Here is a 16,204-nt window from a genome sequence, read left to right on the forward strand (position 1 = left end):
TCCCCTGAGATCACACCGCCCCGGCCCCTTCCGCAACATTCCCCATACGCCGAACAACCGCAAATGCGTGACGTTCCGCAGGAAAGGCCAGTGCCGCCGCAGCAAGACCGGCGCCCCGCCTCACCGCCGGAGCCGGAAGCAAAGGTGGACAATACCGAGCTGAAAAGCTCACCCGACCTGCCCTTCGTCAAGACCATCGACAATAATGACGGGCCTATACGTGAAAACGAGCGCCGTCCGGTGACGGGCGGCGGCGGCAACGGCAAGGAGCCGACGGAGAATGGCGGTGGTGGCGGAGGAGGCGGCGGAAGCCAGAGCGGCTTCCACAAGCGCAGTGAACCCGTCAATTTCGCCGCCAGCCTCGCCAAGGGCATCGCCGCGATACGGCGCAACATGGCGATCGTGATGCTGTTCACCATCGCCATCAACGTTCTGCTGCTTGCCATCCCGCTCTATCTGTTTCAAATCTCGGACCGGGTCCTGACAAGCCGCTCCATGGATACACTCGTCATGCTGACGGTCGCCGTTCTCGGCGCGGTTCTGTTGCAAGCCTTCATGGACGCCATCCGGCGCTTCATCCTGATGCGCACCGCTGTCGAGCTTGAAGTGCAGCTTGGAGCGCCGATCCTGTCGGCAGCGGCCCGTGCCTCCCTGCATGGCAGCGGCAAGGACTACCAGATTCTGCAGGACCTGCAGCAGCTGCGTTCCTTCATTACCTCCGGCACCCTGATCGCCTTTCTCGATGCGCCGTTGATGCCCCTCTTCATCGTGGTGGTTTATCTTGTACATCCGCATCTCGGCATCATCATCATGGTCTGCTGCGCGGTGCTGTTCATCATAGCCTGGCTGAACCAGCGCTTCACCGCCAGACAGTTCGCGGAAGCCTCCGGTTATCTGAGCCGCGCCAATTTCCATCTCGATTCCATGTCGCGCAACTCGCAGATCATCAATGCCATGGCGATGATCCCAGAGGCCGTGAAGATGTGGGGTCGTGAAACAGCCGGATCACTGAAGTCGCATGTGGCGGCGCAGGATCGCAACATCATGTTCTCAGGTGTTTCCAAAGCAGCCCGCATGATCACGCAGGTCGCACTGCTGGGTTGGGGCGCGCATCTGTCTCTCGCAGGCGAACTGACCGGCGGCATGGTGATCGCAGCATCCATCATTTCCGGCCGCGCGCTGGCGCCCATCGAAGGGGCGATCGAGGGTTGGCATCAGTTCAACAAATCTGCAGCCTCCTATAGCCGTATCAAGCAGCTTCTCATCACCTCACCGCTCAATTTCCCGCGTCTGCGCCTGCCCAATCCGGAAGGGCGTCTGGATGTGGAACGTATCCTTTTCGTGCCGCCGCCGCAGAAGAAGGTGATCTTGAACGGCATTTCCTTTTCGCTGAAGAAAGGTGAATCCCTCGCCATCATCGGCAATTCCGGTTCCGGCAAGACGACGCTTGGCAAGATGCTGGTCGGCTCCATCCTTCCCACTTCCGGCAATGTCCGCCTTGACCTCATGGACCTGCGCAACTGGGACCAGCGGCAATTCGGTGAAAGCATCGGTTATCTGCCCCAGGACGTGCAGCTGTTTCCCGGCACCATCAAGGCCAATATCTGTCGCATGCGTGACGATGTTGAAGACCGGCAGATCTACGAGGCGGCTGTGCTCGCTGACGTACACGAGCTGATCGCCGGTTTCCCGCAGGGTTACGAAACCGTGGTTGCCGCCGATGGCGCACCGCTTTCGGGCGGCCAGAAGCAGCGCATCGCGCTTGCCCGCGCCTTCTTCGGTGATCCCAAATTCGTGGTTCTGGACGAACCAAACTCCAACCTTGATACGCAGGGCGAACAGGCGTTGGCAAAAGCCATTCTGCACGCCAAGAAACAGGGCATCACCACCGTCACCATCACCCAGCGACCCGCACTTCTTCAGTGCGTCGACAAGATAATGGTGCTGAAGGACGGATCGGTCGCCATGTTCGGCGAACGGATGGACGTACTGAAGGCTATTTCCGGCAATGGCCGGCAAAGTAGCCAGTCTCCGCAGATCGAGGGTTGAGGATCGTCATGTTCAAGAAAAAAACCGCCGTCGCCGTCGCAGAGGTAAAACCCCAGGGCCAGCTTGAGTGGTACAGCGAAGTGCCACGTTCCATTCGCCTCCACAGTTCAATCGGTCTTGCCGTGCTGCTCGCCTCCTTCGGCGGCTTCGGGTACTGGGCCGGCACCGCACCGCTCTCCGCCGCCATCATTGCCCAGGGCAGCTTTGTCGCCACAGGCAACAACAAGGTCGTGCAGCATCTGGAGGGCGGCATCATCAAGGAAATGATGGTCAGCGAAGGCGACACCGTCAAGGAAGGCGACGTGCTTCTGACGCTCGACAAGACGACGGCGCTCGCCAACGAGCGCATGTTCCAGCTGAGACGCCTTCGCCTCGAAACCATCGTCACGCGCCTGCGCGCCGAGGCGCAGGGCCAAAAAAGCTTCAAGGTGCCTGACATCGTCATGAAGGAAGCCAGCGATCCTGATATCAAATCCATCATCCAGAGCCAGAACATCGTGTTCCACAGCAAGATCGTGAAGCTCGACGAGCAACTGAATCTCATCGAAAAGAACATCAAGTCGCTGGAGTTTCGTTATGCAGGCTATGAGGGGCAGAAGCAGTCCTTCGACCGTCAACTGGCACTTCTGACCCAGGAGCGTGATTCCAAGGAAAGGCTTGCCAAGGACGGTGTCATCCGCAAGACCGACATGCTGGCGCTGGAGCGCGCCATTGCCGATGCCATGGGCGATATCGCCCGACTGACCGGCGAGATGAACCAGAGCGAGGCTGAAATCGCCAAGTTCAAGCAGGAAGCGGTCATTGCCATCAACGCCAACAAGCAGGCTGCTCTCGACGCGCTCGAAACCGCAGAAGCCGATCTGGACAGCGTGCGCGAGCAAGTGCGCGGTGCCGCCGAAGTGCTGGAACGCACCGTCATCCGCTCCCCCGTCAACGGTACCGTGGTGCGCGCCTATTACCACACGGCAGGCGGCGTCATCACCACCGGCAAGCCAATCATGGAAATCCTGCCCGCCCACGTTCCCCTGATCCTTGAGGCGCAGGTTCTGAGAACCTCCATCGACCAGTTGCGTGAAGGCCAGACGGCAGCGATCCGCCTTTCGGCACTGAACCGCCGCACCACGCCTGTTCTGAACGGTAAGGTCTTTTACGTCTCCGCCGATAGCATCGAGGAAAATGCAGGCCTGCAGGTTAAGGACGTCTATATCGTGCGCGTGCAGGTTTCAGACGAGGAGATCGCGAAGGTCCATAATTTCCATCCCGTTCCCGGCATGCCGGCGGATGTCCTGATCCAGACTTCGGAGCGAACCTTCTTCGAATATCTGACCAAGCCTATCTCCGAGAGCATGTCCCGAGCATTCAAGGAAAGATGAAGAAATACCGCTTTTCCAGGAAGGTTGGACGGCGGTTTTGCGTCGGGAAAATGCGGAACGCAGAAGGACCTACACTGTCAATCCCGTCCAGATCGGCATAGAATGCCAGTATATGTCTGGTGGGGCGGGAGAACAGCATGGCGGCAATGTCGGATATATTGCTGATGGTCGGCAGGCTGAATTACGTGTGGACCAACACCGAAAGCCTGATGATCTATCTGATCGTCCATCTCCTGAAAGTGGAGAAGGAAGCGGCCATCGTCGTGTTTCTGACGCTCAACACCACGCGCGCGCGCATGGATCTCATCGAGCGTCTGGCAAAACTTCCCTCAACGCCGGCGCCGGATCGCAAGACCATTCTATCCATCATGGCGCGGCTCAAGAAAGAATCGAAAACGCGCAACAAATACAATCATTGCATCTACTCCTTCGACGAAAAGGGCGAAATTGCCAGCACCCAGCTCATGCGACTGGTGGAGGACGAAACCCAGGTCCGTTACGGCAAGGTAGAACGCATGGACGAGAAAGAAATCGAACACCTCGAGAAATCCATCGCCGACATCGTCTCTGTCAGCAAGGACATGTGGAGTTTCATCCACGCCAGCCCGCACGTCTCATCGGATTACCTCTAGGATCGGGCAGAGCGAATGCTCAGGCTCGCGTCTGTAACCGCACGCCAATCGCGGGATGAGTTTCGCTATTCTGCGTGGCTTTCGCCGGCAGGCACAGTTTTCCGGCGGCGAAATACAGCAGGAACGAACCGATCTGGAATGGGAAGATGATATCGATCTCCACGAAGGAGCGGACGACGAACAGCGCGCAGATGGCAAAGAGAATGACGCCCTGCGGATCGCGCTGGCGCATCAGGACCGAGCGCAGATGGCCGAGCAGCGTTCCGTAAAGCACCATGCCGAGCAGAACCATGCCGACGATGCCATTCTCCACCACCGTCTCGATATAGGTGTTGTGAAAATGGAAGCCGCTGCGTCCGGTAATGAAGAAGTCGTTCCACAGGCGCTCGGCATCGGCAAAACCCACCACCCAGAACCCCTGGTAACCAACGCCGAGGATCGGTGTCTGCTTTGCCGCTTCGATGCCCTGCTGCCAGAGATAGGTGCGTCCTGTCAGTGTCGAATCCTTGCCGAAAAGGCCGAGAATGGCATCAAGCAAGCCGAACTGCAGGGACGCGACCACCAGCAATATGCCAATACCGCCGAGTGCGAAAAAGGTCATCTTGCGGTTGGCGGGTGAAAGCATGCCAATCGGGATGAAACCGATGATGAGGGCGACCACCGCCGCCGTGGTAATGGTGGATGTGGCCGATTGCGAAGCAATTAGGCTATAGGCCGATAGGAGCCCGGTGATGCCCGCGATCGGCAGCCAGATACCCCTTTGCTTGAGGATCAGCACGGATGAGACAGCGAAAATGACGCCGAGCGAGGCGTAAAAGCCAAGCTGGTTCTTCGATGAGAAAGCCCCGACAAAACTGTAGGTTCCATCAAGCGCATCGAAAAGGTGGACACCGAACAGCAGCGAATAGAGCAGAATGACGGTGATGCCGATCAACGCCCCACGCGTCAGCGTGCGGATGGACACCACCCGCATGGCGATAAGTGCACAGACGATATGCGTCATATACTGGATGGAAGCGCGCATTGTGACCGATGCTGCCTCCGACCAGAAGCTCGACAGCACGGTCAGGATGCCGAAGGCGAATATCCACAGATAGCGCGGATAGTTACCCAGCACGCGCCGGTAATTGACCACTACAAGGGGCAGCCACATGCCATAATAGGCCAGAATCGAGATTTGCCCGAAACGCGACGAATAGGCGAAAACGAAGAATGACAGCGCAATCGCCGCCATTCCGTAGACCTCATTGCGTTCGGGATCGATCAGTGCCGATTTGGCGATCCGCATGAAAACCTCACTGCATCAGGATTTCGGACGAGACCTTGATGACGTCGCCTGGCTGAAGCATGGCGTTTTCATCCACCTTCACTTCCTTCGGCTTGCCGTTTTCCTCACGCACCACGACGTAGCTGATTGTCGCGGATTTTCCCGACGGATCGAAACGGATCGCCTCAGCCGATTGTGCGAGCGCCTCCGACATCAATTCCCGGCTTGTACCCAGTTGCAGATTGAGCTTGTCGAGTTCCGCTTCCGTGTCCTGCAATTCCTTGGAGCGCTGTGCCACCCAGTCATTGCGCAGGTTGATTTCATCCTGGGTCGCCTTGTTGATATCCTGCTTGGCACGCAATGACTGCGTGTCGATATCAAGCAGTGCGGCTTCCACCTCCGCTGCACGTTCTTCCGCGGAAATACGCCGTTGCGATAGTGCAAGGCCCTGCTCGTTCAGCCGGTTGACGCGGTCTCGGTCCTCATTGGCAAGCTCGAGCTGACGGTTTTGCGTTTCCGATTTCTTTTTCAGCGATTCGACTTCGCTTTCCAGAAGCGCATGCAGATCCGTCAGTGCCTTGAGCTGCAAAGTGTAACGCTCGGTGCGCGATTTCATCAGCGCACTTTCGCTGGCGAGAAGCGCGTCGATCTCGGCAATCTTTTCCATCTCCGGCGTCTTGGCGATGACCGTGTCACCCTTGACCTCGGCGATCAACCGCGCCTGACGGGCAAGCAGCCTTGCGCGCTGGTTGTCGTAAACGGCTGCGTCGCCGCGGGCATTTATGAAGTCGCGGGCAAAACGCTGCCCGGCATCGGAGCGCCGCAACCCGCCGGCAAGGCTTACGGCCTTCAACACCGTGAGATTGGCAGCATAGGGATATTCGCCTGGCGTCTGTACATCTCCGCTGAGGAAGATCGGCCGGAACTGGGCAATTTCGACAGAAGCCGACGGCAGGTTGCGAAGGGCGAACTTGCTCTGAAGCTGGGCTCCAATCGCCTCACCGACCTCTGCGGACGTCTTCCCCGCCACATCCAGCTGGCCGATGAAGGGCAGCGACAGCGCGCCGGATGGGCCGACGGAATAATCGCCGTTGATGACATCCCAGTTGCGGATGCTGCCATCGGCCGGCTGCCATTCGGCAACGCGGATGCGCAGCTTGTCGGCGGTGCCAAGCTTGTATTGAGCGCCTTCCGCAGCCATTGCGGAAAGCGGCGCTCCAAATGCGACGGATGCGACAAGCAGAAGGGCGGAGAAAGTGCGTCCGGCGGTTCTTTTTGCAAGCGGACGGCTAGCGACGGCAATAGGACCGTTCATCGGGAAACTCCCTGTTTGCGGATCGCCGCGCGGGCGATCAGGCGATAGAGCAGCCGGACGGTGCCGGCTGCACAGCGCCGCAAAAAAGCGGCCATTATGATTTGCACCAATGACGCACCCAAAGACCGGACTTGGGATCCCGGTCAGGGTGCGTGGCAAAACAAAGATCGATAAAGCCAAACTCAATATCGGTTTTCAGTAGCTTCCGCGTGAAAGGCACACGGCGGGAATGGTCTTGACGATGATGAAGACGTCCTGTCGCATCGACCAGTTCTGCACATATTGCGTGTCGAAAGCCACGCGGGTCTTGTAGCTTACGTCATTGCGGCCGCTGATCTGCCAAAGGCCGGTCAGGCCCGGACGGGTGCTGAGGTAATAGGCGGCATCGCTTTCGTAGTAGCTCAGCTCCTCGTCGACGACGGGGCGCGGGCCAACGACGCTCATTTCGCCGCGGATGATGTTGAGAAGCTGCGGCAGCTCATCAAGGCTGAGCTTTCGCAGCACGGCACCAACTGCGGTTACGCGCGGATCATTCTTGAGTTTGCGGGTCGCACGCCATTCCTCGGCAGCCTCCGGATTGGCGGCAAGATATTGCCGCAACATTTCATCACCGTTCATCGCCATCGTCCTGAATTTCAGGCAATGGAAATAGCGGCCATTATGTCCCACACGCCGGTGCCCATAAAAGATCGGGCCGGGATCGGACAATTTCACCAGTGCGGCGATCAACAGAAAAATCGGGCTGAAGATGAGCAGCGCAAGCAGGGCCGATGTCATATCGAAGCTGCGTTTTGCGATGCCCCCGATAGGGAAACTGACATCGAAGTCTTCGGAACTGCTGAGTGTCTGTTCAGCCGATTGGGTCGCGGACTTCATAGAGAGAACTCCATTTATGTTTTGCGATTGGTCGGTGCCCGGAGGCGTGTCTTTCCGTCTAAAAGAGATAACAAGTCTGTGTTCTGAATTTGATGCTAATGGATTTTTTGTAAGGCACATTGCCCCTGACCGTCTATGCGATTTCTTGCGAGAGCGGCCGATCAACGTCAGGGCAATATTAACGGTTGCATAAAAAAGCAACAAATGTGCCGGCGGCCATGTGTTGAGAGCATGGGTGCCGCTCCCGCATGTATTGCGTTTTCGACAACAGATAGTCTTTTCTTATATGTTTCTTGTGACTTAATCAGGTGAGACAGGAACGCCAAGAACAGCCATGCGTCAGGAAGAATATTAAATTTTTTTGCAGCGCAGCAAGATTGTGGCAATGCATATAAAATTTGACATATTAACCGGGATTTTTTTGCCGGCACGCCAACTTCGCCAAGAAAAAGCGATGGAAAAATTGCAAAAGCGGCGCAAAAGCGGCAAAATAATGGCAGGAACCCGTATCAAAGTTCGGTCGGCTCGTAGAAAATCTCTCCGGCTGGACCATATTATCTCCGGCTGCAACGGTCCGACCACCATTCCGGCGTGACTTTACGCGAAAGCCATAGAATCAGAAGGTGGGTGGTGTGCAGGCGCTGATGACCTCGCACGGCACTGGACCAACGCAACGGAAGCGGTGCGGCCTGCGGCTTTCGAAATAATAGGCATCCCCCGGACCGAGAACCCGCCGCTCCTCGTCGACCGTCACCTCCAGACGCCCGGAGAGGATGATACCACCCTCTTCTCCATCGTGGACCAGTGGCACCTTGCCGGTATCGGCACCCGGCTGGTAACATTCCTTCAAGATTTGCAGGCTGCGGCCGAAAACATTTTCGCCCACCTGCCGGAAGGATATCGGTCCTTTGCCGATTTCGACAAGTTCATCCGCGCGGTAAAATGCCTTGCGGCTGGTCTCCGGCTCGTAGGCGAAAAATTCGGCAAGGCCGATCGGTATACCGTCGAGAATGCGCTTCAGCGCGCCGACGGACGGGTTGGAGGTGTTGGATTCGATCAAGGAAATCGTCGAATTGGTAACGCCAGCACGTCTTGCCAGTTCACGCTGGGAAATATTGTGACGCAGCCGCAAATGGCGCAAACGCCCGCCTATATCCACCGACATGCGTGATCCCCCGTTGCCGTTGTTCGAAATATCGAAAACTACCTTTCCCGCCTATAACATTTTCAATGGCTTGGCCACAGCGAGAAAAGGGCTTGTTCAGCCCGGAAAATAGCTTTCAATCACCGGCACCGAACAGGAGAACCGTTATGGACAACCCCAACCGATCCAACTCCACCTCACTCGACAGCTACTGGATGCCATTTACCGCCAACCGGCAGTTCAAGGCCAATCCCCGCCTGCTGACGAGCGCGGAGGGCATGTATTACACCAGCAATGACGGTCGTCAGGTTCTCGACGGTACAGCTGGCCTGTGGTGCGTCAATGTCGGCCATGGCCGCCACCAGATTGCATCCGCCGTCAAACACCAGCTTTCGACCATGGATTATGCGCCCTCGTTTCAGATGGGCCATCCCGTCGCCTTCGAATTCGCCGAGCGGCTGGCGGAAATCGCGCCTGGCCCGGAAGGCGCGAAGCTCGACCGCGTGTTCTACACCGGCTCGGGTTCTGAATCAGTCGATACGGCGCTGAAGATTGCGATCGCCTATCAGCGCGCCATCGGTCAGGGCACCCGCAGCCGTCTGATCGGCCGTGAGCGCGGTTATCACGGCGTCGGTTTCGGCGGCATCTCCGTTGGCGGCCTTGTCAACAACCGCCGTGTTTTTCCGCAAATCCCGGCCGACCACCTGCGTCATACCCACGATTTGGCGAAAAACAGCTTCGTAAAGGGCCAGCCCGAGCATGGTGCCGAACTGGCAGACGATCTGGAACGGCTGGTTGCTCTGCATGGGGCCGAAACAATCGCGGCCTGTATCGTTGAACCGGTTGCCGGCTCCACCGGCGTGCTGGTGCCGCCGAAGGGTTATCTGGAGCGCCTGCGGGCCATCTGCGACAAGCACGGCATTCTGTTGATCTTCGATGAGGTTATCACCGGTTTCGGCCGTATGGGCTCGTCCTTTGCCAGCAACTACTTCGGCGTGACGCCTGACATCGTTACCACCGCCAAGGGGCTGACCAACGGCGCAATCCCGATGGGTGCGGTTTTTACCAGCCGCAAGGTGCACGATGCGTTGATGCATGGGCCTGACAACCAGATAGAGCTGTTCCACGGCTATACCTATTCCGGACATCCGGTTGCCTGCGCCGCCGGCATCGCCACGCTCAACATCTACCGCGACGAAGGGCTCTTTACCCGCGCGGCAGAAATGCAGGATGTCTGGCACGACGCCATCCATTCGCTGAAGGGCCTGCCCAATGTCATCGACATCCGCACCATCGGCTTCATCGCCGGCATCGAGCTGCAATCGCGTGATGGAGCTATCGGCGCACGCGCCTATGACGTTTTCGTGGATTGCTTCGAGCGCGGTCTGCTCATTCGCGTCACGGGCGATATCATTGCCCTTTCGCCGCCGCTTATCGCCGAAAAATCCCATTTCGACGATATCGTCTCGATCTTGGGCGACGCGCTGAAAAGAGCGGATTAAAAGTATAAATCTCTAATAAATAAAAGGCTGCAATTTCTATTGCAGCCTTTTTTTGCATTTATCAAGACCGCAACAAAAATAGATCATTTCTTAAGCATATTCTATTAATTTCCCGTAGTATAACCAACCGAGCGGGAATGGCCTCATGGCGTCGATTCAGAAAAAAATTATATTTGCAAGCATTGCAATCTTTTCCATCACCGGAAGCGCGGCGGGGGTCGGTATCTGGGCGACGAATACGCTCAATCGCAATAGTACGGATGTATCGCGGTCCGCCGAGATACTTCACAATCATATGCGTGCCGACATGATGCACGATGCGCTGCGCTCAGACGTGCTGGCAGCCATTCTTTCCACGAATGATACGATGGGCCTGTCGTTCGACGCGGTAAAGGCCGACCTTGCCGAACATGAAGCCACTTTCCTTGAAGCATTGAAGCTAAACAAGGCGCTTACCGAAGGTACGAACGCCAAAGCCGTTATTGAGAGCGTTGAAAAACCGCTTCAGTCCTATCTTGAAAGCGCCAAAACGGTGGTTGGCCTCGTCAACGCCGATCCGGGCGCGGCGACAAAAATGATTCCGGACTTCATGCGCCAGTTCACCACTCTCGAAACCGCGATGGAAACGGCGAGCGAACAGATCGACGCGCTTTCCGAAGCAACTGTCGCGGAAAGCCAGGAGACGAAGGCGGTAATCGAGCTCGTATTAGAAGGGCTGCTGGTTCTGGCGACACTCTTCTGCGTAGGCCTCTTTATCCTCACCCGCAAAACGGTAACGGGTCCAATCCTGCGCCTGTCGAAGACGATGGAAATCCTTGCCAGCGGCGACACGTCACAACCTCCTTCCGGCATGGACCGGAAGGATGAGATCGGCTCCATGTCCGGCGCGGTCGAAATATTCCGGCAGGCGGCGATTGCCAATCGGGCGCTCGAAGAACAGGCCGCAGCAGCCAGACTGCAGGCAGAAGCCGATCAGGCGGCGGCGCGACAGCAAGCGGAGGACGATGCGTCAGAGCGGCTGCGCATCGCCACTTCCGGTCTTGCGACAGGACTGAAGCGGCTGGCATCGGGCGATCTGGCCTTTCAGCTCGATCAGGCCTTTGCCCCTCAATTCGAGGCCTTGCGTCACGATTTCAACAGCTCAGTGCGTCAACTCGGCGAAACGCTGTTCGCCATTTCCGATGGCATCAGCACCATTGACGGCAGCAGCCGGGAAATCGCCGCAGGTGCCGGCGATCTTTCCCGCCGCACGGAAAATCAGGCAGCGTCTCTGGAACAGACAGCAGCAGCTCTCGATGAAATCACGGTCAATGTTTCAAACGCCAACAAGCGTGCCGCCGAAGCGCGGCTCGCCGCCACCGATGCCAACCACAGCGCACTGAAATCTGTGGAAGTTGTCAGCCATGCGGAAGAGGCGATGCGCCGCATCGAAACCTCGTCCCGGCAGATCACCGGCATCGTCGGCGCCATAGACGAGATCGCCTTCCAGACAAATCTTCTGGCGTTGAATGCAGGCGTGGAAGCCGCGCGCGCCGGTGAAGCCGGCAAGGGATTTGCGGTAGTGGCGCAGGAAGTGCGCGATCTCGCCCAGCGCGCAGCAAAGGCCGCAAGCGAAATCCGCGATCATATCCGGCAATCCTCGACGGAAGTGGAAAGCGGCGTGAAACTGGTTCTCGACACCGGCACGGCGCTGAAGGAGATCGGCGAGCGTATCGCGGGCATCGATCGCCATATGAACGCCATCGCCACATCGGCGACCGAACAATCGACCGGTCTTGCCGAAATCAACGCGGCGGTAAACTCCATGGATCACGCCACCCAGCAAAATGCTGCCATGGTGGAACAATCCACTGCGGCTTCTGCAATGCTCGCCGCCGAAACGGCAAAGCTGCGCTCGCTTGTATCGCGGTTCCGTCTGGAAATGGAAAGTGCCGGTAGCAGCGACGTTACCCGTCGCGTTGCCTGAGGTCGCTGCCGCAGATCGAGCCGGCAGCCGCAGTATCGAAGCGCTGTGATTGCGCCTTCATTCATTAGCCATTTCCAGCCGCCCTCTCAGGCGGCTGGAAATTTCGTCTATCAATAGGTCTGCATTGGTTGCGACAGGCCGTCGCCGACCACGCCGCCGCCATACTGCGCCACGGGCACGCCTGCCTGCCCGATAGGAACACCCTGCTGTGCGGGCCCGAGCGCCGTCACCACAATCGGCGTACCATCAGGCACACGGTTATAGAGGTCGACAATATCCTGGTTCAGCAGACGCACGCAGCCGGAGGAAACCGACTTGCCGATCGTCCACCATTCCGGCGAGCCGTGCAGACGGTAGATCGTGTCCTTGCCGTCCTTGAAGATATAAAGTGCACGCGCACCGAGCGGGTTCTTGAGGCCCGGCTCCATGCCGCCATTGCGGCCGCTATAGGGTTCCAGCTCAGGCTGGCGGGCAATCATCTCGTCGGGCGGCGTCCAGCGCGGCCATTGACGCTTGTACTGGATAACGCCGCGTCCGGCCCATTCGAAGCCCGCGCGGCCGAGACCGACGCCATAACGCATGGCCTGGTTGTTCTCGTAGGTGAGATAAAGGAAATGGTTGGCGGTATCGACCACAATGATGCCGGGACGCTCACCGGTGGGATTTTCCACCATTTGACGCAGGAACTGGCGCGGGATCCGCTTGTAGGGAATTTCCGGCAACGGAAACTGCTCGTCGGGCTTCGGACCGTACATCAAGGCATACATCGGGTCGTCGGCCGGGGCTGTTGGCCGTGTGGCCTCACGCGCGGTGGTGTTGCAGCCTGCAAGGCCGGCCAGCGCCAATCCGCCCGCTCCAAGCAGGAAACCTCGCCGGGTCGTTGTCGTGTCGTTCAATTGAAAAACCTCATCTGCGTCATCTTGCGCTGGCAAAGGGATCTGCCAGCGCCGCCTCGGGGCGGCTTATAGGGTACTTCGTGCCGGAGACCTGCGATGCCATGGCCTTTGCGCCACTGGATTTCAGGATGGCACGGAAGCTCGGGTGCATGCCGCCGTCTACATACGCGCTGACCGGGGCAGAAGTTCCCTCGTTCATCGCGGCGGCAAATTTCTGTTGCTCTTCGGCCATTTTCGACGCCACCAAGGGGTCCGGCTGGTTTATCGCAGGTGGGCAGGCCGCCAGCGGATCGGCAGGCTCACCGCCGGCAAATTCGCTGTTAAAAACGTATCGCCGGCCACAAACGGAAACCTTTGGCTGGCGGCGCGTCACCTCGAAATAGTCATAGCCTTCCTTGAGCGTCTTCCAGAAGGGCATATTGGGATCGTCCCGATTCGCCACCATGTTCCGCGCGCTCATGCGGAAGGGATAGGCCTGAACCTGAAAGCGGTCCTGCCCGCCCTGCAGCGCGCGCGCCACGACCGCATAAATCTCGCCGACCTGTTGATCGGTCATCGCGTAACAGCCCGACGAAGAACAGGCACCATGCACCATCAACGCTTCGCCGGTGTAACCAAGCGCCGATTCCAGCCGGTTGGGATAGCCGAGATTGAAGGAGACGTAATATTGCGAATTGGGGTTCAGCATGCCTGCGGAGACATGATAAAATCCTTCCGGCGCCTGCCGGTCGCCCGTCTTCGTCTTCGGGCCAAGTTTTCCGGACCAGCGGCACATGGGATAGGTCTTGAGCAGCGCATAATTACCGGTCTTGTCGATCTTCCAGACCTCAAGCTCGCTTTCCTGCTTGAAAATGCGAACGAGAACCGGGCTTTCCGGGCGCATGCTCTTGGCAGACATCTGCGCCATCATCTTGGATGACAGCTTCGGCGGGTCCTTTTTGACGCTGTCGAGACCCATGGAGGTGCACGCGGCGAGACCGCTGCCGATCGCGACGACCGCAGCTATTCTCATTCCCGCTTTTACCCTGCGCCGCAGCCCCGCACTTGCGAAGTTCAGCAATGCATTCACACCCATGGATCGTTCTGCCCGCCCGATTTGCCCGCCTTTGTGGCAGAGGCTTAACTAGCGAAGGTGGCCATATGGCGGCAACCTCCCGCAAGGACAAAGTCTCGTGAACAGACGTTACCCATTCGTTAATCATACGCACACAAGCCTGTGATGGAACTGCCGCTACCGAAGAAGCCCCTGCCCGCCATCGATCCATACCGGCGTTCCGGTGATATGGCGCGACTGGTCCGATGCCAGAAAACCGATCAATGCAGCAACATCCTCGCTCGTCCCTGCAACCCCGCCGGTGACCGGAATGTCACCCGCCGGGAAACGGACTGGCACTTCGGTCCTGTCGCGCCCGCGTATGTCCGTATTTTCGTCAATCGCCGTTTCAATTTCGCCCGGACACACCGCGTTGACACGGATGCGATGACGCCCGAGCTCCAGCGCCAGTTGCTGGGCCATGGCAAGCTGCCCGGCCTTCGTCACCGAATAGGCGGTAGCGCCCGGCGAGTTGAAAGTGCGTGTGCCGTTGATGGAAGAGACGATGATGATGGAGCCGCCACCTGCCTCCTTCAGATGCGGCACACTGGCATGGATAGTGAGATAGGTGCCTCGCAGGTTGATGCGGATCGTATCGTCCCACTCCGAAGGCGTCAGCTCGTCAATCGGTGCCCAGACGCCGTTGACGCCCGCATTGGCCACCACGACATCCAGACGGCCGAAAGCATCCACAAGCTCTGCAACGGAGTGTCGCATCACTGCCTCCTCCGCCACATCGGCGACGAGGACCTTAGAAGCGCCGGATAAGGCGGAAATCTCATTTTTCACCGCCTGCAATTCAGATTCGGTACGGCCGAGAAGGCCTACGGAAAAGCCTTCCGCAGCCAGATGAAGGGCAGCAGCCCGGCCAATGCCGGAGCCAGCGCCGGTGACGAGGGCGACTTTACCAGTGGCCAAGGTCACAGCCCTCCTTTTCTAGACGCGATCGAGGTGACCGTTGCCGAGACGGGGTCGCTCGCCGGAAAACTGTCTTCCAGCCCCTCTTCCAGTTCCTCTTCAAGAATGTCACGATCCTTCGATGTGCGGGCGCTCGCCTGACCGTGCGGGACTTCATCCTGCGCCGTGCCGAGAGCGGAAAACTGCGACGGCGCATCGGCGCCTTGACGCGTTCCGAATGCCGTCAGCTGAACCATCACCGCGCTCGCGCGTTTGATGGCCTCCGCATCGTCGATGCCATCAAGACCGTCGGCAAGGCGGACCGAGACCTGATCGCCGTCGCTGCCGACAAATTCCACGGAAATCACTCCGTTATCCCGTTTTACATAGGTCGTAGAAAGTTGCATGACATGCCCTCCGATTTGAAAAAGCATCGGCGTAATCCGATGCGACAACACACTGAAACCTGAATTCACAACGATGGCAGAGCAGAAGGGGTTCCAGATGGATCAGGCCTTGGGCCCGGAAATGCAGGAGCGCTTCTTTCAGCGCGATCCCGTTGACGTTGCCCGCGCCCTCATCGGCGTGGAATTCCGCGTTGGCAATACAGGCGGCATCATCGTGGAAACCGAAGCCTATCATCCTGATGATCCAGCATCCCATAGTTTCAATGGGCAGACCCCGCGCACCAAGGCGATGTTCGGCCCGGCCGGCCATCTCTATGTCTACCGGTCCTACGGCATTCACTGGTGCGCAAACTTCGTATGCGCTCCGGGCTCCGCCGTGCTTCTGCGCGCCATCGAACCCCTCACCGGCATAGACATGATGAAACTGCGGCGAGGAACTGACAAACTGAAACTGTTATGTTCCGGCCCCGGCAGGCTTTGTCAGGCCTTGGCCATTACCGGAGAAATGGACGGAGCACCGCTGGACCGCCCGCCGTTTTTCCTCCGTCTGCCAAAGGAGGCCGCTGCCGTTACCAGCGGCAGACGCATCGGCATAAGCCGCGCGCAGGACTATCCTTGGCGCTTCGGGCTTGAAGGCTCGGCCTTCCTCAGCAAGAAATTCGAACAGGCCTGAAACCTACAAGACCTTGGGCGGCCCGTCGTTTTCATCTGGATTGGGGGTTGGCGCCTCGTCCGGCAGCCTATCGGGCTCCGGCTCTTTGACCGGCGGTATATCCGGCTGTGGCGG

The 16,204-nt window shown here is 58.3% G+C and carries 14 protein-coding genes; 6 read left to right on the forward strand and 8 right to left on the reverse strand.

What is annotated here, in order from left to right; genetic code table 11:
* The 3 genes from GH784_RS09030 to GH784_RS09040 all read left to right on the forward strand — a co-directional run.
* Positions 1-2,049: type I secretion system permease/ATPase (locus GH784_RS09030; RefSeq protein ID WP_153793388.1), on the forward strand; the 2,049-nt coding region annotated here is incomplete at its 5' end.
* An 8-nt stretch (positions 2,050-2,057) separates the two neighbouring features.
* Positions 2,058-3,422 (forward strand): HlyD family type I secretion periplasmic adaptor subunit, encoded by a 1,365-nt coding sequence (locus GH784_RS09035; RefSeq protein ID WP_153793389.1) that lies wholly within the window; start codon positions 2,058-2,060, stop codon positions 3,420-3,422.
* 137 nt (positions 3,423-3,559) lie between these two features.
* Complete coding sequence (locus GH784_RS09040) at positions 3,560-4,054, forward strand: hypothetical protein (protein ID WP_013761578.1); 495 nt, start codon at positions 3,560-3,562, stop codon at positions 4,052-4,054.
* A 19-nt stretch (positions 4,055-4,073) separates the two neighbouring features.
* Here the strand turns inward: GH784_RS09040 and GH784_RS09045 are convergent, their stop codons facing one another.
* From GH784_RS09045 to GH784_RS09065, 4 genes are all read right to left on the reverse strand, one after another.
* Positions 4,074-5,342, reverse strand: coding sequence for an O-antigen ligase family protein (locus GH784_RS09045; protein WP_003510903.1), 1,269 nt, complete (start codon positions 5,340-5,342; stop codon positions 4,074-4,076).
* A 7-nt stretch (positions 5,343-5,349) separates the two neighbouring features.
* Positions 5,350-6,636, reverse strand: coding sequence for a polysaccharide biosynthesis/export family protein (locus tag GH784_RS09050; RefSeq protein WP_013761580.1), 1,287 nt, complete (start codon positions 6,634-6,636; stop codon positions 5,350-5,352).
* 195 nt (positions 6,637-6,831) lie between these two features.
* The gene (locus GH784_RS09055) at positions 6,832-7,512 is read right to left on the reverse strand and encodes a sugar transferase (RefSeq protein WP_003510909.1); all 681 of its coding nucleotides are present in this window, start codon (positions 7,510-7,512) and stop codon (positions 6,832-6,834) included.
* A gap of 616 nt (positions 7,513-8,128) precedes the next feature.
* Complete coding sequence (locus GH784_RS09065) at positions 8,129-8,677, reverse strand: cupin domain-containing protein (RefSeq protein WP_003510910.1); 549 nt, start codon at positions 8,675-8,677, stop codon at positions 8,129-8,131.
* 146 nt (positions 8,678-8,823) lie between these two features.
* On the opposite strand from GH784_RS09065, the gene GH784_RS09070 reads away from it, so the two are divergent.
* Positions 8,824-10,158 carry an omega-aminotransferase AptA gene (locus GH784_RS09070; RefSeq protein WP_003510911.1) on the forward strand — a complete coding sequence of 445 codons (1,335 nt, stop codon included), beginning with the start codon at positions 8,824-8,826 and terminating at the stop codon, positions 10,156-10,158.
* 145 nt (positions 10,159-10,303) lie between these two features.
* The gene (locus tag GH784_RS09075; protein ID WP_065704073.1) at positions 10,304-12,124 is read left to right on the forward strand and encodes a methyl-accepting chemotaxis protein; all 1,821 of its coding nucleotides are present in this window, start codon (positions 10,304-10,306) and stop codon (positions 12,122-12,124) included.
* Positions 12,125-12,234: 110 nt separating this feature from the next.
* On the opposite strand, the gene GH784_RS09080 is transcribed toward GH784_RS09075, so the two are convergent.
* The 4 genes from GH784_RS09080 to GH784_RS27115 all read right to left on the reverse strand — a co-directional run bounded on the left by GH784_RS09080 (position 12,235) and on the right by GH784_RS27115 (position 15,417).
* Positions 12,235-13,020 (reverse strand): L,D-transpeptidase, encoded by a 786-nt coding sequence (locus GH784_RS09080; protein ID WP_035251547.1) that lies wholly within the window; start codon positions 13,018-13,020, stop codon positions 12,235-12,237.
* Between the two features lie 19 nt (positions 13,021-13,039).
* Complete coding sequence (locus GH784_RS09085; RefSeq protein ID WP_003510915.1) at positions 13,040-14,095, reverse strand: L,D-transpeptidase family protein; 1,056 nt, start codon at positions 14,093-14,095, stop codon at positions 13,040-13,042.
* A gap of 156 nt (positions 14,096-14,251) precedes the next feature.
* A complete protein-coding gene (locus GH784_RS09090; RefSeq protein WP_003510918.1) occupies positions 14,252-15,037 on the reverse strand; it encodes an SDR family oxidoreductase in 786 nt (261 codons plus the stop codon).
* The gene (locus GH784_RS27115) at positions 15,034-15,417 is read right to left on the reverse strand and encodes a hypothetical protein (RefSeq protein ID WP_019564682.1); all 384 of its coding nucleotides are present in this window, start codon (positions 15,415-15,417) and stop codon (positions 15,034-15,036) included. Before GH784_RS27115 ends, GH784_RS09090 begins: the two co-directional genes overlap by 4 nt.
* 97 nt (positions 15,418-15,514) lie before the next feature.
* On the opposite strand from GH784_RS27115, the gene GH784_RS09100 reads away from it, so the two are divergent.
* Positions 15,515-16,090: a DNA-3-methyladenine glycosylase gene (locus GH784_RS09100; RefSeq protein ID WP_019564683.1), complete on the forward strand. Its 576-nt coding sequence runs from the start codon at positions 15,515-15,517 to the stop codon at positions 16,088-16,090.
* Positions 16,091-16,204 lie beyond the last annotated feature (114 nt).

Source organism: Agrobacterium tumefaciens, assembly GCF_009649785.1.
Classification (GTDB): domain Bacteria; phylum Pseudomonadota; class Alphaproteobacteria; order Rhizobiales; family Rhizobiaceae; genus Agrobacterium; species Agrobacterium tumefaciens.